28 protein-coding genes are annotated in these 21,964 nt (G+C 59.3%); 18 read left to right on the forward strand and 10 right to left on the reverse strand.

What is annotated here, in order from left to right:
• Positions 1-46: 46 nt before the first annotated feature.
• On the reverse strand, positions 47-811 hold the full coding sequence (locus FE702_RS09820) for a TVP38/TMEM64 family protein (protein WP_147126052.1): 765 nt from the start codon (positions 809-811) through the stop codon (positions 47-49).
• Positions 812-988: 177 nt separating this feature from the next.
• Between FE702_RS09820 and FE702_RS09825 the strand changes: the two genes are divergently transcribed.
• Positions 989-1,537, forward strand: coding sequence for a GFA family protein (locus FE702_RS09825; protein WP_222611798.1), 549 nt, complete (start codon positions 989-991; stop codon positions 1,535-1,537).
• 10 nt (positions 1,538-1,547) lie between these two features.
• Here FE702_RS09825 and FE702_RS09830 read toward each other — a convergent pair whose 3' ends face one another.
• Positions 1,548-2,084 carry a hypothetical protein gene (locus FE702_RS09830; protein ID WP_147126053.1) on the reverse strand — a complete coding sequence of 179 codons (537 nt, stop codon included), beginning with the start codon at positions 2,082-2,084 and terminating at the stop codon, positions 1,548-1,550.
• A 238-nt stretch (positions 2,085-2,322) separates the two neighbouring features.
• On the opposite strand from FE702_RS09830, the gene rpmH reads away from it, so the two are divergent.
• From rpmH to FE702_RS09850, 4 genes are all read left to right on the forward strand, one after another.
• The gene (rpmH, locus tag FE702_RS09835; protein WP_012177012.1) at positions 2,323-2,457 is read left to right on the forward strand and encodes a 50S ribosomal protein L34; all 135 of its coding nucleotides are present in this window, start codon (positions 2,323-2,325) and stop codon (positions 2,455-2,457) included.
• A 70-nt stretch (positions 2,458-2,527) separates the two neighbouring features.
• Entirely contained in the window at positions 2,528-2,881 is a 354-nt protein-coding gene (gene rnpA, locus FE702_RS09840; RefSeq protein ID WP_346722156.1) for a ribonuclease P protein component, read from the forward strand.
• Positions 2,878-3,099 (forward strand): membrane protein insertion efficiency factor YidD, encoded by a 222-nt coding sequence (yidD, locus tag FE702_RS09845; RefSeq protein WP_147126055.1) that lies wholly within the window; start codon positions 2,878-2,880, stop codon positions 3,097-3,099. The genes rnpA and yidD overlap by 4 nt, the downstream gene beginning before the upstream one ends.
• Before the next feature lie 89 nt (positions 3,100-3,188).
• Positions 3,189-4,103, forward strand: coding sequence for an alpha/beta hydrolase (locus FE702_RS09850; protein WP_147126056.1), 915 nt, complete (start codon positions 3,189-3,191; stop codon positions 4,101-4,103).
• A gap of 3 nt (positions 4,104-4,106) precedes the next feature.
• Here the strand turns inward: FE702_RS09850 and FE702_RS09855 are convergent, their stop codons facing one another.
• Entirely contained in the window at positions 4,107-4,640 is a 534-nt protein-coding gene (locus tag FE702_RS09855) for a DUF3833 domain-containing protein (RefSeq protein ID WP_147126057.1), read from the reverse strand.
• A gap of 77 nt (positions 4,641-4,717) precedes the next feature.
• On the opposite strand from FE702_RS09855, the gene ttcA reads away from it, so the two are divergent.
• The 5 genes from ttcA (at position 4,718) to yihA (ending at position 10,625) form a co-directional block, all read left to right on the forward strand.
• The gene (gene ttcA / locus FE702_RS09860; protein WP_147126058.1) at positions 4,718-5,602 is read left to right on the forward strand and encodes a tRNA 2-thiocytidine(32) synthetase TtcA; all 885 of its coding nucleotides are present in this window, start codon (positions 4,718-4,720) and stop codon (positions 5,600-5,602) included.
• A 101-nt stretch (positions 5,603-5,703) separates the two neighbouring features.
• Positions 5,704-7,260 (forward strand): putative bifunctional diguanylate cyclase/phosphodiesterase, encoded by a 1,557-nt coding sequence (locus FE702_RS09865; protein WP_255449647.1) that lies wholly within the window; start codon positions 5,704-5,706, stop codon positions 7,258-7,260.
• Positions 7,261-7,405: 145 nt separating this feature from the next.
• Positions 7,406-9,223: a membrane protein insertase YidC gene (gene yidC / locus FE702_RS09870; RefSeq protein WP_147126059.1), complete on the forward strand. Its 1,818-nt coding sequence runs from the start codon at positions 7,406-7,408 to the stop codon at positions 9,221-9,223.
• Positions 9,220-9,981, forward strand: a complete 762-nt coding sequence (locus FE702_RS09875) for an MOSC domain-containing protein (RefSeq protein ID WP_147126060.1) — start codon at positions 9,220-9,222, stop codon at positions 9,979-9,981. Before yidC ends, FE702_RS09875 begins: the two co-directional genes overlap by 4 nt.
• A complete protein-coding gene (gene yihA / locus FE702_RS09880; RefSeq protein ID WP_147126061.1) occupies positions 9,978-10,625 on the forward strand; it encodes a ribosome biogenesis GTP-binding protein YihA/YsxC in 648 nt (215 codons plus the stop codon). The genes FE702_RS09875 and yihA overlap by 4 nt, the downstream gene beginning before the upstream one ends.
• 154 nt (positions 10,626-10,779) lie before the next feature.
• On the opposite strand, the gene FE702_RS09885 is transcribed toward yihA, so the two are convergent.
• A complete protein-coding gene (locus FE702_RS09885; protein ID WP_147126062.1) occupies positions 10,780-11,514 on the reverse strand; it encodes an SDR family NAD(P)-dependent oxidoreductase in 735 nt (244 codons plus the stop codon).
• A gap of 88 nt (positions 11,515-11,602) precedes the next feature.
• On the opposite strand from FE702_RS09885, the gene argB reads away from it, so the two are divergent.
• The 4 genes from argB to FE702_RS09905 all read left to right on the forward strand — a co-directional run bounded on the left by argB (position 11,603) and on the right by FE702_RS09905 (position 14,476).
• Positions 11,603-12,469, forward strand: coding sequence for an acetylglutamate kinase (gene argB / locus FE702_RS09890; protein ID WP_147126063.1), 867 nt, complete (start codon positions 11,603-11,605; stop codon positions 12,467-12,469).
• A 119-nt stretch (positions 12,470-12,588) separates the two neighbouring features.
• On the forward strand, positions 12,589-13,374 hold the full coding sequence (locus FE702_RS09895; protein ID WP_147126064.1) for a sterol desaturase family protein: 786 nt from the start codon (positions 12,589-12,591) through the stop codon (positions 13,372-13,374).
• Positions 13,341-13,991, forward strand: coding sequence for a 4Fe-4S dicluster domain-containing protein (locus FE702_RS09900; RefSeq protein WP_147126065.1), 651 nt, complete (start codon positions 13,341-13,343; stop codon positions 13,989-13,991). The genes FE702_RS09895 and FE702_RS09900 overlap by 34 nt, the downstream gene beginning before the upstream one ends.
• Positions 13,988-14,476 carry a SixA phosphatase family protein gene (locus FE702_RS09905; RefSeq protein WP_147126066.1) on the forward strand — a complete coding sequence of 163 codons (489 nt, stop codon included), beginning with the start codon at positions 13,988-13,990 and terminating at the stop codon, positions 14,474-14,476. The genes FE702_RS09900 and FE702_RS09905 overlap by 4 nt, the downstream gene beginning before the upstream one ends.
• Here the strand turns inward: FE702_RS09905 and FE702_RS09910 are convergent, their stop codons facing one another.
• Entirely contained in the window at positions 14,477-15,478 is a 1,002-nt protein-coding gene (locus FE702_RS09910; RefSeq protein WP_147126067.1) for a polyprenyl synthetase family protein, read from the reverse strand.
• 52 nt (positions 15,479-15,530) lie between these two features.
• Here FE702_RS09910 and FE702_RS09915 point away from each other — a divergent pair, with 52 nt between their 5' ends.
• From FE702_RS09915 to FE702_RS09925, 3 genes are all read left to right on the forward strand, one after another.
• Positions 15,531-15,746: a putative signal transducing protein gene (locus FE702_RS09915; protein WP_147126068.1), complete on the forward strand. Its 216-nt coding sequence runs from the start codon at positions 15,531-15,533 to the stop codon at positions 15,744-15,746.
• A 51-nt stretch (positions 15,747-15,797) separates the two neighbouring features.
• Complete coding sequence (locus FE702_RS09920) at positions 15,798-16,508, forward strand: tRNA1(Val) (adenine(37)-N6)-methyltransferase (RefSeq protein ID WP_147126069.1); 711 nt, start codon at positions 15,798-15,800, stop codon at positions 16,506-16,508.
• 117 nt (positions 16,509-16,625) lie between these two features.
• Entirely contained in the window at positions 16,626-16,790 is a 165-nt protein-coding gene (locus tag FE702_RS09925) for a YdcH family protein (protein ID WP_147126070.1), read from the forward strand.
• On the opposite strand, the gene yddG is transcribed toward FE702_RS09925, so the two are convergent.
• Positions 16,787-17,671 carry an aromatic amino acid exporter YddG gene (gene yddG, locus FE702_RS09930; protein WP_147126071.1) on the reverse strand — a complete coding sequence of 295 codons (885 nt, stop codon included), beginning with the start codon at positions 17,669-17,671 and terminating at the stop codon, positions 16,787-16,789. The genes FE702_RS09925 and yddG overlap by 4 nt on opposite strands.
• Complete coding sequence (locus tag FE702_RS09935; protein WP_147126072.1) at positions 17,668-18,600, reverse strand: transcriptional regulator GcvA; 933 nt, start codon at positions 18,598-18,600, stop codon at positions 17,668-17,670. The genes yddG and FE702_RS09935 overlap by 4 nt, the downstream gene beginning before the upstream one ends.
• A 129-nt stretch (positions 18,601-18,729) precedes the next feature.
• Here FE702_RS09935 and FE702_RS18780 point away from each other — a divergent pair, with 129 nt between their 5' ends.
• The gene (locus FE702_RS18780) at positions 18,730-18,879 is read left to right on the forward strand and encodes a hypothetical protein (RefSeq protein ID WP_222611799.1); all 150 of its coding nucleotides are present in this window, start codon (positions 18,730-18,732) and stop codon (positions 18,877-18,879) included.
• A 78-nt stretch (positions 18,880-18,957) separates the two neighbouring features.
• Here FE702_RS18780 and phbB read toward each other — a convergent pair whose 3' ends face one another.
• The 3 genes from phbB to FE702_RS09950 all read right to left on the reverse strand — a co-directional run bounded on the left by phbB (position 18,958) and on the right by FE702_RS09950 (position 21,948).
• The gene (gene phbB, locus FE702_RS09940; protein WP_147126073.1) at positions 18,958-19,680 is read right to left on the reverse strand and encodes an acetoacetyl-CoA reductase; all 723 of its coding nucleotides are present in this window, start codon (positions 19,678-19,680) and stop codon (positions 18,958-18,960) included.
• A gap of 119 nt (positions 19,681-19,799) precedes the next feature.
• The gene (locus tag FE702_RS09945; RefSeq protein ID WP_147126074.1) at positions 19,800-20,975 is read right to left on the reverse strand and encodes an acetyl-CoA C-acetyltransferase; all 1,176 of its coding nucleotides are present in this window, start codon (positions 20,973-20,975) and stop codon (positions 19,800-19,802) included.
• A 145-nt stretch (positions 20,976-21,120) separates the two neighbouring features.
• A complete protein-coding gene (locus tag FE702_RS09950; RefSeq protein ID WP_147126075.1) occupies positions 21,121-21,948 on the reverse strand; it encodes an EAL domain-containing protein in 828 nt (275 codons plus the stop codon).
• Positions 21,949-21,964 lie beyond the last annotated feature (16 nt).

Here is a 21,964-nt window from a genome sequence, read left to right on the forward strand (position 1 = left end):
TTGGAGAGAGTTGGGGGCGCCCGGGCGGACCCGGGCTAAGCTTTGATCAAAGCCCTTCCTTGCCGCCACGCAGCGTCTTGATCAGGATCGGCAGGACAGCCAGCGCAGCAAGGCCAAGGATCGGGCCAAGGATGTGCGGCTCAAAGATGATGCCCAGGTCAGGCGTTTCACCGCGGGCAAACACTTCGGACAGGCCAGCACCGATCCACGTGTAGACAACGGCGCCCGGCAGGATGCCAAAGAACGTCCCGATGACGTATTTCCAAAGCGGGAGGCCGACGACACTGAGCGCGACGTTCGAAACCGCAAAAGGCAGGATCGGAAGCAACCGGATCAGGAACAGCGTTTCCCATTGGTTCTGGTCCACACCTTTTTTGATGCGGCCCATGATGCCTTTGCTTTCATCCAGCTTCTTGGCCGCCGCGTCTCCAAAACCATATTTCGCCGCGAGAAATGTCGCAGTCGCACCCAGCGTGGCTGCGATCATGTTGAACAGCGTGCCGGGAAACAGAGCGAACAAAAACCCACCAGTGATCGATGCGATGGCCGCCCCCGGTAGCGCAAAGGCAATGATCGCGGCGTAGGCAAGTATGAACACTACCGTCAGCAGTAGGTAATTGCTGTCCCGGTATTCCAGTAGAACTTCACGGTTATCCTGTAGCGTTTGAAACGACAGGTAGTCGCCAAAGAAGTAAACACCCGCCGCAGCACCCGCCGCCAAAATCCCAAGAGGGAGAAAGCGCTTGAGCGCACTCTTGGGTTTCGCAGCGTCGACAACCGGGTTCGGGTCGGAGGAGGAAGTGTCGGTCATCGCATCGGGCCTTTTCGGGTTTGTCGGGCCCGCAGAGCGAGGGTCGGTCGCCAGTGCGGGCCCAAGGGAGGGCGGTTCCCAACGAACGAGGGTCGGTTCGTCGTCGGTGAACAACAGATGCGGCGAACCCGGTTCAAAACCCACCCCTCTCACGCCCCGTTGAAGCGCTGCCTTGGAATGTTACAGAAATCACGAAAACTGCCGGGCAAAACCCGCGCTTTGTTGCAAAGCTTGTGGATTGGCGCACCATCGAGCGCAGGAATTCGCACATCACAGGCCGATATGACGCAAAACACTCAGATCACCGGCGGATGCCAATGCGGCGTCGTGCGCTATTCGGTTGAAACGCTCGGGCGCTCTTCAGTCTGTCATTGCCGCATGTGCCAGCGCGCCTTCGGAGCATTCTACGCCCCACTGGTCATTGTCCATGGTCTGGAATGGACCAAAGAACAACCCAGCTACTTTGCCAGTTCCAACATCAGCCGGCGGGGGTTCTGCAATCAGTGCGGCACACCGCTCAGCCTTGAAAACGTCGATGACGATCAGATTGAGATCGCCACAGGGACGCTAGACGACCCCGAACGCGCCCCGCCAACGGTACAGATCAATCACCGCTATGCGTGCAGCTTTTCAGACGGAATTGGCGCACTGCCCGAACCGGACAAGGATACTATTGATGGTAACGACGCGTGGAACGCGACGGTGATCTCCAATCAAAAGCCCTGACTTGACGTGATCATGACAGTGATGGCACGCCCCCCAATGACGGGACCTTCCCCGGAGAGGGCAACTGTTTTGCATGTGGCAAGCGCCGCAGGAGCGCGGTCATCCGCTCTCCATCATCTTTGCCCATATAGCCCACATGAGCCAAAAGATCGCCGTCCGCATCGTAGAGCAGCACGTAGTTTTCGCGTGTTTCGCGGACGGTATCCTGTTCGAAATCTTGGGTCTCTGTGCGCATATGCGCTGTGCCCGCGACACCAAATCTGCGCACCACCTGACCAATATACCACGACGTCAGCGTATCCGGTGCGATGATCTGAGGTGTCCCCCCTGATTTGATCGCCCAAACTGTCGGCGGTTGGTCGTAAAATGCCAATGCCTGTTTGCCCCAAGCCTGCACATGCGCAGGTGTCCGGTCGTCAACCACGGCAAAAGCCTCCGTCGCCTGCTCTGCCTTTTTGGCCCCGTATCTGAACGCGAAATAACGCATCGCCATAATTAACGGGATCGCAATTGCCGCCCCGATCAGGATCAATAGCCCTTCGCTCATATAGCCCCCGCACGGTTGTCCAATACGAACCCAAAGTCCCCTGCCCCCGCGCACAGGACAATGACCCAAACAGGGGAGGTCGACGTGGATTGTGCCGGTGAGAAAGCGACGATTATCGACGACGGAACCGTTTGACAGCCTCTCCCCGCCTGTCTAAGAGACGGCTTCTAGTTTCGCGGGCGGCGAGTCATCATGATTCCTGCGGCCCCAAGACGCCGACTGATCTGGAGAGAGAACGATGAAACGCACGTTCCAACCATCGAACCTGGTTCGCAAACGCCGTCACGGTTTCCGTGCGCGCATGGCCACCAAAGCGGGCCGCAAAATCCTGAACGCCCGCCGCGCTCGCGGTCGGAAGTCGCTCAGCGCGTAAGCTGCGGTGGACCTGATACGGTCCATGCAAAACGCCTATGACAGGCCCTGCGGATGCGGGGCCTTTTGTCATGTCTGAACCGCAAATCTCGATCCTGACGAAGCGCGCCGATTTTGTTCGCGCTTCGAACGCCCGCAGGCAGGGCACAAAGGGCGTGCATCTTCAGGCTCGCAAACGGCGCGAGGATGACGTCAGCGCAACGCCAATCCGCGTCGGCTATACCTGTTCGAAAAAGGTCGGCAACGCCGTGGCGCGAAACCGGGCCAAACGGCGGCTGCGCGCGGCTGCGCAGGAAGTCCTGCCAAAACTGGGCCATCCCGGTTGGGATTATGTGCTGGTCGGGCGTCACGCGTCGACCGCAGCGCGCGATTGGGGGGATCTGATCAAGGATCTCGAATTCGCAATGAAAAAGGTCCACGGATGAGCCCGCTCGCCCATATTGTGGCCCTGCCCGTCCGCGCCTATCGTCTGATCTTTTCCCCATGGGTCGGCCACAACTGCCGCTACCACCCAACATGCTCGGCCTACGCACTCGAAGCGCTCAAGAAGCATGGTGGCATCAAAGGGAGCTGGTTGACCATACGCCGGATCGGGCGCTGCCACCCTTGGGGCGGGTCGGGGATTGATAACGTGCCGGACTAGGCCTCGTCCGCCGCGCGGCGTAGTCAAACCTTGATTTAAACCCCAGGCTGTCTCAGCATGACGCTATTCATCTATTGATTGGATAGCTTATGCCTTATTTCTTTTTTACGCGCCGGACCCTTGGGTCCGAGGGGTTCACCCACCGGTATTCGCCTGCGGTCACCCGCTATGGCCGCATCAATGATCTCGACGAACGCCCGCGCCGCACCCAGAATATGAAACCACAGGAATGGCTGCGGGACGTGCTGGATCATGCTGACGGGCAGGACATCATCTGCTTTGTCCATGGCTTCAATACCACCCACACCGAAATGCTCGAACGGATGCGGGACATCGAAAACGGTTTGCGCGCAACCGGCGGGTTTCAGGGCATCGTCATTGGATATAGCTGGCCCAGCGACGGGGAAACCGTGTTGGCACTGGATGATCCCGACAACAAGAAACGGCTCGCCTACAATTCGGACAAGGCTGACGCCAACAAATCGGCCAATCACCTGATGCCAGACGGCCTGTCTCTCTTCATGGATGCGCTGGCACCGAACCAGAAACTGCATATCATCGCGCACTCCATGGGCGCACGGGTCGTCACCCGCTGTTTTGAACGCAGCACGGATCGGTGGGGGCCGACATGGGGTATCTCGGAGCTTGTCTTCACGGCCGCGGATATCGACAGCTTAGAACTCGAAGCGGGCGGAACATTCGCCTGGACCGTATCGCACCGGAGCAAGCGCGCGACCAACTATCATTCGGGTTACGATGACGTGCTCGATCTAGGGAAGCAATTCGTCAACGGCGGGCGTCCTCGCCTTGGCCGCATAGGCTCTCCGGACTTGCGCTATGAGGACCTCAACGACGTCGATTGCGGCCCGCACTACCGGGAAAACTACCGAATCTTTGCTGACCTGACGCAATCGCACCGCTGGTATTTTTCAAACCAAGCCTTTTTCGCGGACTTGGCCGAGGTCATTGCAGGACAACCCAAAGGCCGTGAGCGGCGGCTCTAGCGCCTACTTCTCAAACGTGATGATCACTTGCCCGATAGCGATACCTGCGCGCTTCATGTAGGCAATGTTGAGCAAGCGGTCGTCCGAGAGAAGCCACATCCAATCGTCAAAGCTCACGCGGATCGTGTCTGCGGTGCCGTCTGCAGCGGGTATCGGCAGGTCGATCGTATAGGCCCAATTGAAGGTGTCGCCTCGTTCCTCACCGGTCGCCACACCTTCGACGCCCGGTGCCGTGCCTGCCCACGCGTCCGGCCCGGTCTTGGTCAGCGTCCATATCCGCTGTTCCGTCGCGCCATCTTCGTAGACGAAATCTTCGACAAGTCGCAGCGTCTGGCCATCCCACCGACCATTGATCTGCACCTCGAACCGGCGGCGGACCGTGCCGAAGATGTCCTGAAACTGACCATAGGCAACGAGATCGCCGTCAAAGAACTCTTCAAGGTTCAGTTGCCGGGTGCTTAGCTTGGGGTCATCAAGCGACGGTTTTCCCGCGCAGGCCACAAGAACAAGCATCGACAGCACAGCAAAAAGACGCATCCAAGATCTCCTGTTTAAATGGGATACGTGCGTCACAGGTGATTGGATTGCGTCGCGTAGCGTGCCATATGCGGGCCATGCTGGATCGTGACACCAATTCCCAATCGCCCGAAGCGGATGACATCCATCCCCTGTTTCACGGCGCGCCCAAAACGACCGAGTTCAAAAAGCTGCGCAAGCGGATCATCCGCGACGTGCGCGAAGCGGTCGATCACTATGGAATGGTGGACCGGACCAGCGGGACAAAACCCAAATGGCTGGTCTGCCTTTCAGGCGGCAAAGACAGCTACACCCTGCTTGCCGCTTTGACCGAATTGCAATGGCGCGGCCTGCTGCCTGTCGACATCCTTGCCTGCAATCTGGATCAGGGTCAGCCAGGATTTCCTGCAACAGTCCTGCCGGAATTCCTTGAGCGCATGGGTGTCCCGCACCGGATCGAATATCAGGATACCTATTCAATCGTGGTCGATAAGGTGCCTGAGGGTCGGACCTTTTGCGCCCTGTGTTCGCGTTTGCGGCGCGGCAACTTGTACCGCGTAGCCCGCGAAGAGGGCTGTAGCGCGGTTGTGCTTGGCCACCACCGCGACGACATCCTAGAAACCTTTTTCATGAACCTGTTTCACGGCTCGCGGCTGGCGACTATGCCGCCAAAACTGGTGAACGAAGAAGGCGACCTCTTTGTCTACCGGCCCCTTGCGCATGTCGCCGAGGCCGATTGCGAGGTGTTTGCCAAGGCGATGAATTATCCGATCATCCCCTGCGATCTGTGCGGGTCTCAGGACGGGCTGCAGCGCCAACAGGTCAAAGCCATTCTCGACGGTTGGGAAAAGAACCACCCCGGCAGACGCCAAAAGATGTTCCGCGCGTTGATGAACACGCGGCCATCGCACCTTCTTGACCCCAAGCTCTTTGATTTTGCCGGGCTTTCGATTGGGTCTGGTTCGGGTAACGCCGATACCTAAAATCCAACGCACTTCCCGGTGACCTGTTAACCCGCAGGACGGGGCTCCCCTTTAGCGTGCAGTCCATTGATGACTCGACCTGCGCCGCAAAGGGACCGCCAGTGCTTGACCGCCTTTCCGAACGACTTTCCACCTTTCGCGGCACGCCCGCTCTGCATCGTCAAATCCTTGGTCCGCCGGTTCTGGCCTTTCTTCCGGCGGTGACGCTTGCGGCGTATTGGCTGGGTGGAGAGCGCGCGCTTTTGGTCGCCGCTCTTTTGCTGCCGCTGCTCTACGCACTCTCGGCTTTGCTGGTCCAAAACGGAGACGAGCCGTTGGACGGTCACGCAACACTGAGCGACGTCAATTTGCGGGACCGCCTGATACAGGCGCTGGATGCCGCAGTGGATGATCAAAATGACACCGCTCACACCTCGGTTTGCTTTGCCATTGAAATCGATGAATTCAAAACGCTCGAAGAACGATACGGGCGAAAGGCGGGCGAAGATATTCAGGCCCAGACCGCCGAACGCATCGCCGACAGCCTGCGCGGCTATGACGTGATCGCGCGCGTCGACCCGGCGACCTTTGCCGTAGCCTCTGCCCCGATGCGTCAATGTGATCTGGAAACCGCCATCCAGATGGCCGCGCGACTGCAATCCGCGATTGAACAGCCGATCAGCATCGACAACACGACAATCTACATCTGCTCTTCCATCGGGTTTTGCCTGACCTCACGTGCGCCTGCCAACCGGGGCGAGGCTGTGCTGGATGCCGCTCTTGTCGCCATGGTCGAGGCTCGGCGAAATGGCCCGTCAGCCATGCGCGCCTTCACCCCGGAAATGCGCGCCCGGATCGAAGCGCGCCACTCCATGATCGAAGACGTGGCCAGCGCGCTGGATGCGGGGGATATCCGCCCATGGTTCCAGCCGCAGATTTCGACCGACACAGGCCGCGTCACGGGGTTTGAGGTTCTCGCCCGCTGGAAACACGCGGTTCGCGGGTTGGTTTCTCCAGCAGAGTTTTTGCCGGCAGTCGAACAGGCGGGCATGATGGAACGTCTGGGCGAGGCAATGCTGGACCACGCCCTGACCGCGCTTCGTGCATGGGATCAGGCTGGCTGCAAAGTCCCCAGCATTGGCGTGAACTTCTCCACCGATGAACTGCGCAATCCCCAACTCTGCGAAAAGATCAAATGGGAGCTTGAACGCCACGAAATAGACCCCGAACGCCTGAGTATCGAAATCCTTGAAACGGTGGTGGCCACATCGGACGATGACGTCATTACACGCAACATCGCGGGCTTGGCGCGCATGGGGTGTTGCATCGACCTCGATGATTTTGGCACAGGCCACGCCTCGATCAGTTCGATCCGACGCTTCTCAGTCAATCGGATCAAGATCGACCGCAGCTTTGTCATGAAGGTCGATGAAGATCAGGAACAAAAACGGATGTTGGCCGCGATTCTAATGATGGCAGAGCGCCTTGACCTCGAAACTCTTGCAGAAGGGGTCGAAACACTGGGTGAACATGCCGTGCTTTCAGAACTGGGATGCGGCCACGTTCAGGGCTACGGGCTGGCGCGCCCAATGCCGTTCGAAGAGACCATCGACTGGATTGATCGCCATGAACAAAAACTGACTGGCGCATCCGGTACTGTGCAGCGCCCGGCGCAGTAGCACACCGCAGAAAGCCTTCTGAGTCTGTCCACAGGGTCACAGTTTGGGCTTTCTGCTTGACCTTCTTCCCCCTGCCTTGTTGAACCCCATATAATTTTCGACCCCCATGTCCGGGGTCTATGGCTGCTGAAGACAAGGCACGGTGATGGACGATCAGAATAAGAACCTTCTGCTGGCCACAGGGCTCAGCTTTGTTGTCCTTTTGATCTGGATGGCGTTCTTTGCGCCCGAGCCTCCTGCACAGGACCCCAACCTCGCTCAGGAAACCGTTCAAACCGCCAATAGCGGTGTCAGCCTGCCTGCGGCAGAGGCCCCGACGACCACCGCAACCGTCGCGCCCACGACGCAACCCGCCGACGATACCGCCTCGGCGCCGCGCATTCCCGTCGACACCGCGCGCCTCGAAGGCTCGATCTCACTGCTTGGTGGCCGGATCGACGACCTGCGCCTGAAAGATTACCGCGAGGACCTGTCCGAAGGCTCAGACATCGTGACCTTGCTGTCCCCGGTCGGAACTTCGGGCGCGTACTATGCCTTGCACGGATGGGCCAACGGCACAGGGCTAGAGGCCGCTGATGTCCCCGGTCTGCGCACACTATGGTCCATCGAATCTGGCGACAACCTGACGGTCGAGACGCCGGTGACACTGCGCTGGGATAGCCCGGCTGGGCTGACATTCCGCAAGACCATCTCGGTTGACGAAGACTTCATGTTCACGGTGTCCCAAAGTGTTGAGAACACGGCCGCAGCCGCCGTGCGCCTTGCGCCTTACGGCCTGATCGCGCGTCACGGTACACCATCTGACCTCAAGAACTTCTTCATCCTGCACGAAGGCCTGATCCGCATGACGGATGGCGAGTTGGGTGAAGTCGACTATGACGATGTCGCCGATCTCGAACTGGGCGAAGCCAACACATCCAATTCCGCATCGCTTGATGTCGCGGAAAACGGCTGGATCGGCTTCACCGACCATTACTGGATGACCACGCTGGTTCCGCAACCCGGCACAGCGTTCAAATCGACCGCGACCTACAATCCGCAGTCCGACATCTATCAGGCCGTCGCGCTGAAACCTACGCTGGACCTGCCCGCAGGCGGCAGCCTTGAAGCTTCGAGCCAATTCTTTGCTGGCGCGAAAGAGTGGGAGGCGATCCGCACCTATCAGAACGCGAGCGGCATCGACCGTTTCCTCGACTCGATTGACTGGGGCTGGTTTTTCTTCCTCACCAAGCCGATCTTTGCGGTCCTGCACTGGCTCAATGCCTTCATCGGCAACATGGGCTGGGCAATCATCGGCCTGACCCTGATCATCAAGGCGATCCTGCTGCCGCTGGCCTACAAGTCCTACGTCTCGATGGCCAAGATGAAAGAGCTTCAGCCAGAGATGGAAAAGCTCAAAGAGGCCGCAGGCGACGACCGCGAGAAAATGCAGCGCGGCATGATGGAGCTGTACAAGAAAAACAAGGTAAACCCAGCGGGCGGCTGTCTGCCGATCCTGCTGCAAATCCCGATCTTCTTTGCGCTCTACAAGGTGATCTTCGTCACGCTGGAACTGCGCCACGCCCCATGGTTCGGCCCCTTTGCCGACCTCAGCGCGCCTGACCCGACCTCGATCATGAACCTCTTTGGCCTGCTGCCATTCGCGGCACCGGCCCCGGAAAGCATCCTTGGCCTGATCTTCCTTGGTATCCTGCCGCTGATCCTCGGCGTATCGATGTGGCTGCAGCAAAAGCTGAACCCCGCTCCGACGGATCCGACACAGGCCATGATCTTTGCGTGGATGCCGTGGGTCTTCATGTTCATGCTCGGCACCTTCGCATCGGGCCTGATCGTCTACTGGATCGCGAACAACGTGCTGACGTTCACCCAACAGTATCTGATCATGCGCAGCCAAGGCGTGAAGCCGGACATCTTCGGCAATATCAAGGCTGGCTTCAAAAAGTCGTCCAAGGCTGACTCATGACCATATCTCTGGCGCATATCTACCGGCACCCAATCAAATCCCACGGGTCCGAGCGCCTTGAGACCGTCCGACTCACTGAAAACCAAACCCTTCCCTGGGACAGGGTTTGGGGCGTCGCCCACACCGACACGGATATTGACGGCTCGGCCTGGGCGCATTGCCGCAACTTCACACGGGGTGCCGCAAATCCGGCACTTATGGCCATCAAAGCAACGTTTGACGATGCAACACAGCAGATCACGCTGACACATCCGGATCTTGCGCCCCTGACGGCAAACCCGGACACCGATGGTCCAGCAATCATCGAATGGGTCTCGGCCCTCGCCGTCGAAGGCCGCTCAGGCCCCGCACGCGTTTTGCGCGCTGCGATTTCTGCCGATGGACGTGGCTTCACCGATCAATCAGACCCCTATATCAGCATCCTGAACCTGACATCCCTGCGCGTGCTCAGCCAAAAGGCCGGGCGTGATATGTCACCATTGCGCTTTCGCGGAAATCTCTGGGTCGACGGCGCCGCCCCGTGGGAAGAATTCGACTGGCTTGGCAAACGCCTATCTCTGGGCGGCGCGATCCTTCAGGTCGAAGAGCGCATCGACCGGTGCCGCGCCACCGAGGCCAACCCAGACACAGGCAAGCGTGACACAAACACCCTCTCCTTGCTCGAAGACGGCTGGGACCACCGCGATTTTGGCGTCTTTGCCCGCGTGGTGCAGTCTGGTCCGGTCACCGTCGGTGATACGCTGAAGGTCTTGCAATGACGCTGCCCTTCCCCGTCGCACAGATCGACGATCCCGCAGCCCTTGAACGTGGCCGCAAACTGTTTGCCGGGCAGACCGAATTTCTCAAAGGTGTCGTGGCCATGTCAGGCCTGCCCCCTGCGGACAGGACCGAGGTCTGCTTTGCCGGGCGCTCAAACGTCGGCAAATCCAGCCTGATCAATGCGCTGACGGGGCGCAAAGGCCTGGCGCGCGCCTCGAATACGCCGGGTCGCACGCAGGAGATCAACTTTTTCACCTGTGCGGACCGTTATCTGGTGGACCTGCCCGGCTACGGCTTTGCCAATGCGCCTGTCGCCGTGGTCAAGAAATGGCAGAACCTTCTCAAAGCCTATCTCGCGGGTCGTCAAAACCTGCGCCGCGCCTTTGTCCTGATCGACGCCCGCCACGGCATCAAATCCGTCGACGAAGAGATCATGAAACTGCTGAACACCTCAGCCGTGACATTTCAAGTCGTTCTGACCAAGGTCGACAAGAACAAAACGGTCCAGACAGAGAAGGTCCTGGACCAAGTCCGCACCAAACTGTCGAAACATCCTGCTGCCTTCCCGGAACTGATCCTGACCTCGTCGGAAAAAGGTGACGGCATCGCAGACCTGCGGGCCGTAATCGCGGACATCACCTGAACCTGCTGGTGATCCTGCCGACACCAATCTTCTTGCCAAAAAAACTTCCGCCGGAGGCTCCGGCGCATCCCAAGCAGACGGACGGCAGGACCGGTGCGCTTCACCTGCCCTGCGCACACATGAAAATTCGAAGCTCTTGTAAGTGTTTTGCCTCTCAGACGTGCTGACCCGCGTTCACCTCGATCTCGGTTCCCGTCACATAAGACGCGGCATCGGAACACAGGAACCAGATGACGTCGGCCACCTCCATCGGTTGCCCCAGACGGCGCAGTGGCAGACCCTCGACGATCTTTTCAGTACCGGGCGACAGGATCGACGTCTCGACCTCCCCCGGCGCAATGGCGTTGACGCGCACGCCAAGCGGGCCAAAGTCGTGGGCCATTTCCCGCGTGAGCGCCGCCAGCGCCGCCTTTGACGTGGCATAAGCCGCCCCGGCGAAAGGATGCACGCGTGCCCCCGCGATTGACGTGACATTGACGACAGCCCCTTTGGTCGCCGCCAACTCCTCGCGCAGCCCGCGCGCGAGGATGACCGAGGCAAAGAAATTGACGTGGAACACATGCCCCCAAGTGCGCAGGTCGGTATCCAGCGTGCTCAGACGCGCGCCCTCGGGCCCCTTGGGGGACACGCCTGCATTATTGACCAAGGCATCAAGGTGTCCGTCCACCTTTTCGCGCACTTCCTCAATCGCTGCGATCACCGTCTTTGGATCAGCCAGATCGACCTGAATGTGGTTGTCCTGCCCGCCGGGCCAGGGGCACCGATCATCAAAGGGTTGCCGCGAACATGTTAGAACACGCCATCCCTCTGCTGAGAACCGTTTCACTGTGGCGTGGCCGATGCCCCGGCTTGCCCCGGTCAGCAACAGCGTCTTTCGTCGTTCGGCCATCTTGCGCCCCTCTTCACCCAACACCTAGCACGCTTGGCATCCGCCGGATAGAAGGCTAGGACCGCCCAAATCCCGGGATGACACACGCATGAGAACGCAAGACACCATGAACCGTGACTGGATAGCCACCGCCCGCACCCTGTCTCAGGCCCTGCCATACCTGCAACGCTATGATGGGGCGATCGTCGTGATCAAGTTCGGTGGCCACGCCATGGGCAGCGATGAGGCGATGGACAGCTTTGCCCGCGACGTGGTGCTGATGCAGCAGGTCGGCGTCAATCCGGTGATCGTCCATGGTGGTGGTCCGATGATCAATGACATGTTGGGCAAGCTAGGCGTCGAAAGCCAGTTTGTGAATGGCAAACGCGTCACGGACCAGGCCACGGTCGAAGTTGTCGAAATGGTTCTGTCCGGCCGTGTGAACAAGCGCATCGTGCAGGCCATCAATGCACAAGGCGGGCGCGCTGTGGGCCTGTCCGGCAAAGACGCCAATCTGATCACCTGTGATCAAACGGATCCTGCTCTGGGCCTTGTAGGCACCCCGTCCGATATCGACACCAATGTGCTCACAACACTTTTTAGCGCCGACACGATCCCCGTCATCGCGCCCTTGGGGGTGGGTCGCAATGGCGAGACCATGAACATCAATGGCGACACAGCCGCCGGCGCCATTGCCGCAGCGCTGAATGCAGATCGTCTCCTGCTCTTGACCGATGTCGCGGGCGTCAAAAACGCCGAGGGTGAGGTCGTGACCGACCTCAATACAGCCCAGATCAAGGACATGACCGAAAGCGGCGTGATCGCGGGCGGCATGATCCCCAAAACGGAAACCGCAACGCAGGCTGCCGAAAACGGCGTGCGCGCCGTGGTCATCCTCGATGGTCGGGCGCCAAACGCCTGCCTGCTCGAACTCTATACCGATCACGGCGCAGGCACCCTGATCCGCGCCTCCTGACACTCACGCGAAGCAGTCCTGGACGCCGATCCGGGACCTCTGCGTGACCCCCTCACACATTCCAGTGACCGCGACGCTGCGCCTCTTGTCGGGAGCGTGCTAATCCGCATGTTTGCCGCATGGAAAACGAAGCGCTCATTCGCCTGTCGGCTTTCGTAGGCCTCTTCGCCCTCTTCGCACTGATGGAGGCGGTCTGGCCGCGCCGTGAAACCACGCGCAAACGCTGGGGCACGAACTGGGCGCTGGTGCTTGTCGACACGTTCGCACTCCGCCTTATGGCCATCCTTGTCCCGTTTCTCGCCATCGCTGCTGCCGTAGATGCGGGGCGTCAGGGATGGGGGCTGTTCAACGCCATCGACTGGCCGCTCTGGCTTGAGGCAGTGCTGGCCATTGTCATTTTGGATTTCGTGGTCTGGGGCCACCACGTCCTGAACCACAAAGTCGACCTGTTCTGGCGCTTTCACCGCGTTCACCATGCGGATGAGGAAATGGACGTCACGACCGCCATTCGGTTTCACCCGCTGGAAAGCGTGATTTCGATGATCGTGAAGGTCGGAACAGTTTATCTGCTTGGCCCGACAGCGCTGGCCGTGCTGTTGTTCGAGGTGATCCTGAACGGCTCAGCCATGTTCAACCACTCCAATACCAAGCTTCCGCTCTGGCTCGACCGGCGTCTGCGTTGGTTCATGATCACCCCCGATATGCACCGCATTCACCATTCTGCGGACCGGACCGAACATGACAGCAACTACGGGTTTGCGCTTAGCATCTGGGACCGGTTATTCGGCACCTATACAGTCAACCCAAATGGCGGTCATGACGGCATGACGGTCGGTCTGCGCTGGCGCAATGGAGAAAGCCGGAGACTTGGATGGAGCCTCGTTCTGCCCTTCAAAAAACTCTGACCCTTGGCGCGGCTGAACGGGGCCTGCGTCTAAACGGGGGCTTTCACCCGACGCCCGAGGACGGGTTGCATCCAGATATCAAGACAGTGGTTTTGCTTTCTCCTGCCGCAAACTTCTGGCAGGTCTTTACAGCAAGCCATGAATACCAAGGCGCCCTGCCCGACCCGATGGATCGATGGTCCCGACGCACCATCGGACGGTGGGCCTGCGAATTGGGCGGCAAAGCCTATTTTCCTTTCACAACCGACCCGATCCGCCCGTTTTTCAGCTGGGCGCTGCGCTCTGGACGCGCATGGGCCTCGCCGGTTACATTGCTCGTTGATGACACGAATGGATTGATGTCCTCGTTTCGCGGAGCCATCGGACTGCGCGAAACGCTTGACTTTGACGCAGGGTCAAGGCCCTGTGAAGGGTGTGAGGCCCCGTGTACAGGGGCCTGTCCAGTGGGGGCTCTGACGGTGGATGGCTACGACGTTCCACGCTGTATCGACTACCTACGCGACAACCCGTCGTCAGCGTGTCGTTTGCACGGATGTCAGGTACGGTTATCCTGTCCGGTTAGCACGGCCCCAAAGCCCGAACATGCGCAATTCCACATGGCAGTATTTGTGAGATGAGCAAGACACTCATTGTCATGCGTCACGCAAAATCCAGCTGGGGGGATCATGGCCTCGCAGACATCGAACGGCCTTTGAACGCGCGCGGTATTGCATCGGCCAAGGCGATTGGGGAATGGCTTCGCTTTGGCAAATTCGAACCCTCGCTTGCCCTGATCTCAAACAGCCGCCGCACATCGCAGACTTGGGAAGAAATGGGGCTGAGCGCCGAAACTCAGTTCTTGCCAGAGCTCTACCATGCAGCCGCCGAGACGATCCTTAGAGTTTTGCGTGGGGCAAGCGGCGACTGCGTACTGGTGTTGGGTCACAATCCAGGCATCGGCGATTTCGCGGCGCGCATTTTGGGCGTCGCCCCATCCCATGACCGTTTCGCAGATTACCCAACCGGCGCAACACTGGTGGCGACGGTTCAGTCAGAGTGGTCTGACCTTGATTGGCACAGCGCGACCACGCGCGCCTTTACCGTGCCACGCGACCTGATGTGATCAGCTGACGCGCGCCACAACGTAGTCAGCCAAATCAACCAGCATGTCTTTGATCGGATGCGATGGAATGGTGTCCAAGGCCGCTTTGGCCCGCGCCGCGTGATCCAGCGCAACAGCGCGCGTCTGATCCATCGCGCCATGCTTGGCCAGCAGTTCCAGAGCATGCTCCAGATCGCCATCACCCTGCTTGCCTTTGCCAATCACGCGTTCCCAGAACGCGCGTTCATCGGCATCTGCTGCGGCAATAGCCTTCAGGACAGGCAACGTCAGCTTCCGCTCGCGGAAGTCGTCGCCGATATTCTTGCCCGTGGCATCCGTGGACCCGCCGTAATCCAACAGGTCATCCACGATCTGGAACGCGATGCCCAGCGCATCACCGTAATCGAATAGCGCCTGCACGGTCGCATGGTCCTGACCGGCAATCACACCACCCACCTCGGTCGCAGCCGAAAACAGGGCCGCAGTCTTGCCCCGGATCACCTTGAAATAGGTCTCTTCCGTGGTGGTGATGTCCTGCGCGGCGGTCAGTTGCAGAACCTCACCTTCGGCAATTGTCGCGGCAGCGTTAGCAAGAATATCCAGGACCCGGAGCGATCCTGTTTCGACCATCAACTGGAACGACCGCGCGAAAAGATAGTCACCGACCAGCACGCTGGACTGATTGTCCCAAAGTAAGTTTGCCGTCGGGCGTCCGCGTCGCTGGTTGCTTTCATCGACGACATCATCATGCAGCAAGGTGGCGGTATGGATGAACTCAACCGTCGCCGCCAGATGCACATGATAGGGCCCGTCATAGCCACACATCTTGGCCGCGGCGAGCGTCAGCATCGGGCGCACCCGCTTGCCTCCTGCATCCACCAGATGCGCCGTCACCTCTGGAATACGCGGGGCGTGCTCACTGGCCATACGCGCGCGGATCAACGCGTTCACCGCCGCCATTTCCTCGGTCAACTCGGCTGCCAGCCGTTCATGCGGTTTCGTTGCGACCTGATCCAGACCCATCCCGTGTCCCCAACACTCGACAGCGCCACCTGCGGCGCTTACATCCCTATGTATGAAAGAGCTTCTGCGCAGCAATGATCCAACTGTCATCGCCTTTGCCGAGGCACTGCTTCAGGGCGAGGACATAGCTTGCTTCCCCCTCGACGTAAATATGAGCGTCCTAGAAGGGTCGATTGGCATTCTGCCGCGCCGCCTGATGGTGGCCGACCGCGATCTGTTCATGGCCGAAGCCATTATGCGCGACAACAACATCGATCTGGGCCGCTAGGTGGACACGCCCACAGAAGTCACATGTGACGCATTTCTGGGGGGCAAGGTCATGGCGTGGCAGCCCGCTCGGGGATACCGGGCTGGCGTCGACGCAGTCTTTCTGGCGGCTGCCTGCCCCGCCCGAACCGGCGACACAATCCTAGAATTGGGCTGCGGTGTCGGAGTGGCCTCACTTTCGCTTTTGGCACGTGTGCCCGGGACGACGGGTGTCGGCGTGGAAAAGCAAGCGTCTTATGCCGAACTCGGCCGGCAAAACGCGTCCGAAACAGGGCTTCCGCTGACGGTCGTCACGGGTGACATCGCGGCCCTGCCCGATGTCGTCCGAAAACAGCAGTTCCACCATGTGATTTTCAACCCGCCCTATTACGACCGGGGACGTCGGCTTTTGTCACCCGACACCGGGCGCGAAACGGCCCTGTCTGAAGAGACGTCATTAAAGGTCTGGGTCGAAACCGCGATCAAGCGACTGCGGCCAAGGGGGCAGCTGACGGTGATTCACAGAACAGAACGTCTGGCCGAGCTTCTGGCGCTGTTGCATCCGCGCATTGGCTCAATCGCGGTTCAGCCCTTGGCCGCTCGTCAAGGCCGCGCAAGCCACCTTGTGCTGATCCGTGCGCAAAAAGATGGCAACGCGCCATTTATTTTACACCCTGCGATAATTCTTCACGCCGCTGCGCAGCATGTCACGGACGGCGATGATTATACACCTGATGTTGCTGATGTTTTGCGAAACGGGGCTGCGATGCCCTTTGGCGCTTAACCGTTTGGCAATCGTTCGCAGGCAGGCTGATCCTTGCCAATCGCATGCAGTTGCAGCGTGACAGCCGCCGAAACCTGTGCTGCACTGACGTTACGAAACCCAAAAGGAGGAACCTGGATGAGTGTCACTTCCCATATTCAAGAGCTGAAGCGCAAACATGCCGCCCTGTCCGAGGCCGTCGAAAACGCGCAACGCATGCCGGCGACCGACACTATCCAACTGACAGAACTCAAACGGCAGAAACTCAAACTCAAGGAAGAGATTGAACGATTATCGGCCTAGACGCTGTTCGCAGCGTCTGAGTTTCTGGACGTCTGACTGGCCTGTGCGGCGACCAACGCACCGCCGGTGATCATCAGCGTCCCCATCAGCAAAGAAACGGTCAGCGGGGCCAGCCCCGCGACCACAAGCGCAAACGTCGACAGTACCGGTGCCGCATACGACAGCACCCCCAGCAATTGGATGTCGCCACGTTTGACCCCGATGTCCCACGCAAAAAACGCAAGTCCCACCGGCCCCAAACCAAGCCCGGCAACGGACGCCCAGCCGATGCCCCCCTCCGGCCATTGCGTGGTCTCAAGAGCTGCATGACAGAGCGCACTGAGCACCGCTGACGCCAAACAAAATACGACCACGGCAGATGTCGGAACGGCCTCGAACCTGCGTGACATCACCGAATAACCGGACCACGTAAACGCACAGGCCAGCGCAAGAAGATACCCGGCCCACGCACCGCCACCTGTCAGACCTGTGCCGATCAGCACCGCAGCCCCCGCAAATCCAAGAGCACCACCGATCAGATGCCCCTTGCGAACGGTCTCGCCCGGTAACAGCCCCGACAGCAACACGATCAGCAGTGGCCAGAGATAGGCGATCAACCCAGCCTCAGCGGGCGGGGCAAGGCGCAGGGCAGAAAAATACAGGAAATGATACCCAAAGAGGCCCGCCGTGCCGAACGCGTAGACACCAAGAGGCACATCGCGCAGTGTCTGAAACCCGCCGCTGATCACCAACCATATAAGCCCGACGGTGCCCCCAATCGCAAAACACATGGCATTTAACTGCAGCGGAGGAACCGGCGCGGACCCGACCGTAAACAGCGCTAAGAGCGCCCATAGCAGGATAGCAACTCCGCCAATGGCCGTGGCCTGACCGCGTGTCATGCAGGCTCTCTCAATTCGAAACTCTCGGCGACATCCCGGGTCTTCTCAATCTCGCTCAGAATCCAATCCCGGAAGGCGGCGATATGAGGGCGGCTTTCCATGCCGTCCGGGCACAGGAAACTGAACCGTGCACCGACAAGCAATGCGATCTTGAACGGTGCAACCAGCCGCCCGTCGGCGAGATCCTTGATCACGACAGACCGGCGCCCCAGACAGACGCCAACACCCGCGAGGGCCGCGTCCACCGCATGGTCGGCTTGACTGAACTTGGGCCCAGTCAGTTCCGGCGACGGCACGCCCATGGTCTCAAACCACTCGGTCCAGCCAACAGTCGGGTCAAGAAAATCAATCGACTGATCACTGATCAACGTGGCGTCCCGCAAGCTTTCTGGTGTCGGGAACTGTTCAGCAAGGTCAGGCACCATGACCGGCGTGACCCACTCTTCCGTCAACGGAAGCGCATACATCCCGTCATAGGGGCCACGCCCGAACCGGATCGCTACGTCCACAGCATCGCGATCAAAATCCATCCGCCTGAGCGATGCTGAAAACCGCAATTCGATCTCGGGGTGCGCTCGCGCAAACTCGTACAGGCGCGGGGCCAGCCACTTGGCCGTGAAGGCGGGGCCAGCCGTCACGGTCAAGTGAGTTTGATCTGTAAATCGCCGCACATTCCGCCATGCCGCCGACAATGCGGTAAACCCGTCGGTCGTGCCGGGCGCAAGCGCGCGCCCCGCCTCGGTCAACTCGACGGCTCTGTTCAACCGGCGAAAGACTGGGTGACCCAGATGTTCTTCAAGGGACTTTATCTGAAAACTCAACGCGGCCGGAGTGACGTTCAATTCCTCCGCCGCCTTTTGAAACGACATATGGCGCGCAGCCGCTTCAAAGGCGCGCAAGGCAGTAAGTGGGGGCAAACGGTCGCTCATGCCAGTTCAATATTACTTAACTGAAGTTGCGACAAGTCTCGTTTGTAGAGAGACCTGTTAGCGCCAATATTGAATGCCAGAAGGACACAACAGACCGCTCCTCCCCGGTCGTCTTTGAAAGGACATACAATGTTTGAAGCAGCAACTTCTCAAGCCCATCGTGACGCCATTGCACGCGCCCACACCGAACGCGCGGCCGTTTTTGCCGCTGGCATCGCATGGCTCCGCACGGCGCTTACACTCCGGTCACACGGTGCTGCGGTCGCCTCAGCGCACTAAGCGCCGCGCAACCGAACACCGCATGAAAAAGGGCCGCCCTTTTGGGCGGCCCTTTTGACTTTCTAACGTCAGATCGCCTTAGACGAAGAACTGCGCACCGTTGGCAGAGATCGTCGAACCGTTGATGAAACCAGCATCTTCGCTGACAAGGAACGACACGCAGCGCGCGATTTCTTCTGGCTCGCCCAAACGGCCCGCAGGAATTTGCGCGATGATCGAGTCACGCACCTTTTCAGGCACTGCCATGACCATTTCGGTCGCAATGTAGCCGGGGCAGATTGCGTTCGCAGTGATACCTGCACGCGCGCCTTCCTGCGCCAGCGATTTTACGATGCCCAGATCGCCCGCTTTGGTCGCGGCATAGTTCACCTGAGCGAACTGACCTTTTTGACCGTTGATCGATGAGATCACGACAATGCGCCCGAACTTGCGTTCGCGCATACCGGGCCAGATTGGGTGCACTGTGTTGAACACGCCCGTCAGGTTGGTGTCGATCACCTGATGCCACTGTTCAGGCGTCATTTTGTGGAATGGCGCGTCACGGGTGATACCCGCGTTGGCGATCACGGTGTCGATTGGGCCAAGGTCAGCCTCGACTTGTTCGATACCGGCCTTGGAGCTGTCGTAGTCAGCGACGTTCCATTTGTAGGTCTTGATGCCTGTTTCTTCGGTAAAGGCTGCAGCGGCCTCGTCATTCCCAGCATAAGTTGCGGCAACGGTAAAACCGTCTGCTTTCAGGGCTTTCGAGATGGATGCGCCGATACCGCGCGATCCGCCGGTGACTAGGGCAACACGGGACATGGAAGTCTCCTTGGAATTTTCTTTGCGTAATCTTGTTATGTCAGGGTTATGCGTTGCGCAAGATTATTACCTGAAATATTTTGCGAGTGCAGCATTTGCCGCACCCGCAAATGGTCTTTTTATGGGCGCTCGACGCAGAGCGCGACACCCATGCCGCCACCGATGCAAAGCGTGGCCAGACCTTTTTTCGCGTCACGACGCTTCATTTCGAAAAGCAGCGTGTTCAGAACCCGGCAGCCCGAGGCACCGATTGGGTGACCGATGGCGATCGCGCCACCGTTGACGTTTACGATCGATGGGTCCCAACCCATGTCCTTGTTCACGGCACAGGCCTGCGCGGCAAAGGCTTCGTTGGCTTCGACCAGATCCAGGTCACCAACCGACCAACCTGCTTTGTCCAGCGCCTTGCGCGAGGCGTGGATCGGGCCGACACCCATGATGGACGGGTCAAGACCTGCGGTTGCGTAGGATGCGATGCGCGCCAGTGGCTCGATGCCGCGCTTTTCGGCTTCATCCGCGCTCATGCAGAGCACCGCAGCAGCGCCATCGTTCAGGCCGGATGCGTTAGCGGCAGTCACCGATCCGTCTTTGGTGAAGGCCGGGCGCATTTTCTGCATCGCTTCGATACTCGCGCCGTGGCGGATGTACTCGTCCTTATCGACAACGATATCGCCTTTGCGGGTCTTCACTGTGAACGCCATGACCTCATCGTCGAACTTGCCAGCCTTTTGCGCAGCTTCGGCTTTGTTCTGCGACGCCAGAGCGAATTCATCCTGCATGTCGCGGGAGATTTGCCATTGCTCGGCCACGTTTTCGGCGGTTTGACCCATGTGGTAGCCGTTGAAAGCGTCCCACAGTCCATCGCGGATCATTGTGTCGATGTATTTCAAATCGCCCATCTTGTGACCGGCACGCAGATGCGCAGCGTGGGGCGACAGCGTCATGTTTTCTTGACCACCGGCGGCCACGATTTCGGCGTCACCCAGTTGGATGTGCTGAGCAGCCAGAGCAACCGCGCGCAGGCCAGAACCACAAACCTGATTGATGCCCCAGGCGGCCGCTTCTTTGGCGTAACCTGCGTTGATATGGGCCTGACGCGCAGGGTTTTGGCCCTGAGCAGCGGTCAGAACCTGACCCAGAATGGTCTCGGAGACCTCCTCTTTCGCGATGCCCGCACGCGCCACGATTTCTTCCAGCACCGCGGCGCCAAGGTCGTGAGCAGGGGTATTGGCGAACGAACCACCGAAGCTGCCAACGGCAGTACGGGCGGCGGATGCGATGACGACGTTGGTCATGTGGGGGGACTCCTTGCAGTTCCGTCTATCAGTCAAGGCGGAGCAGGAGCCGTCACAAAGCGGGCTGGCCCCGCCAATTGCGCGCCTGATACGGTGTACGGGGCCATCCTGCAATCATTCGGTGAATATGCCGCAGGGTAAAGCGTTACGCAGATTTCTTGGTTTTGCTCCGCCATGGCGGCTGCAGGCTGGGCGCGCCAAAGTGATATCCTTGTTGGCAATCAATCCCCATATCCGCCAGAACCGTTGCGTCTTCGTCGCTCTCAACGCTTTCTGCGACGGTGAACATACCAAAAAGCTGCGCGACGGCGGCCAACGCCTCGACCACCACCTGATTTTCCGGGCTTTGCGCAATGTCGCGAACAAAACGTCCGTCGATCTTGGCGATGTCGAAAAAGAAATCCCGAAGGTAGCGAAAGCTGGTCAGCCCAGCACCGAAATCATCCAAGGCAAAGGAAATTCCCTTGGCCTGCAATTCGCGCATAAAGCTCGTGACAAGCTCGGGCGTTGTCATCGCGCTACGCTCTCCGATCTCTAGGATCAGCCGCTCCGCAATCAGCGGACTTTGCGCCAGCCCTGCTTCTAGCACTCGCATCCACGGCGCATATCCGATGGACCGCGCAGACATGTTGATGGCCAATCGGACATCGGGCTCTTGAGCCAATGTCTGCAACCCCAGTTCCAATGCCAGACAGTCAATCTGACGTCCGGTTTCTGTATCCTCGACCTCGGACATGAAATCGCGCGCGGGGATCGGTCGCCCTGCCGGGTCCATGATCCGCACAAGACCTTCATGAAAAGTGACCCTGTTGGGTACAGTGGACTGCACCACCGGCTGATATGCCAACACCGCGCGTTTGGTGGCCAACGCATCCTTGACCATGTCCACCACGCGACGGTCCCTCTGACTGACTGCTTCGCTCAGTGGATCGACAGGGCCCTCCCCCAATCGGTTCCCGGGACGCTTTGCCATTGTGCCTCGCTCGCAA

The sequence above is a fragment of the Shimia ponticola genome (assembly GCF_007995215.1).
Lineage (GTDB): Bacteria > Pseudomonadota > Alphaproteobacteria > Rhodobacterales > Rhodobacteraceae > Shimia_B > Shimia_B ponticola.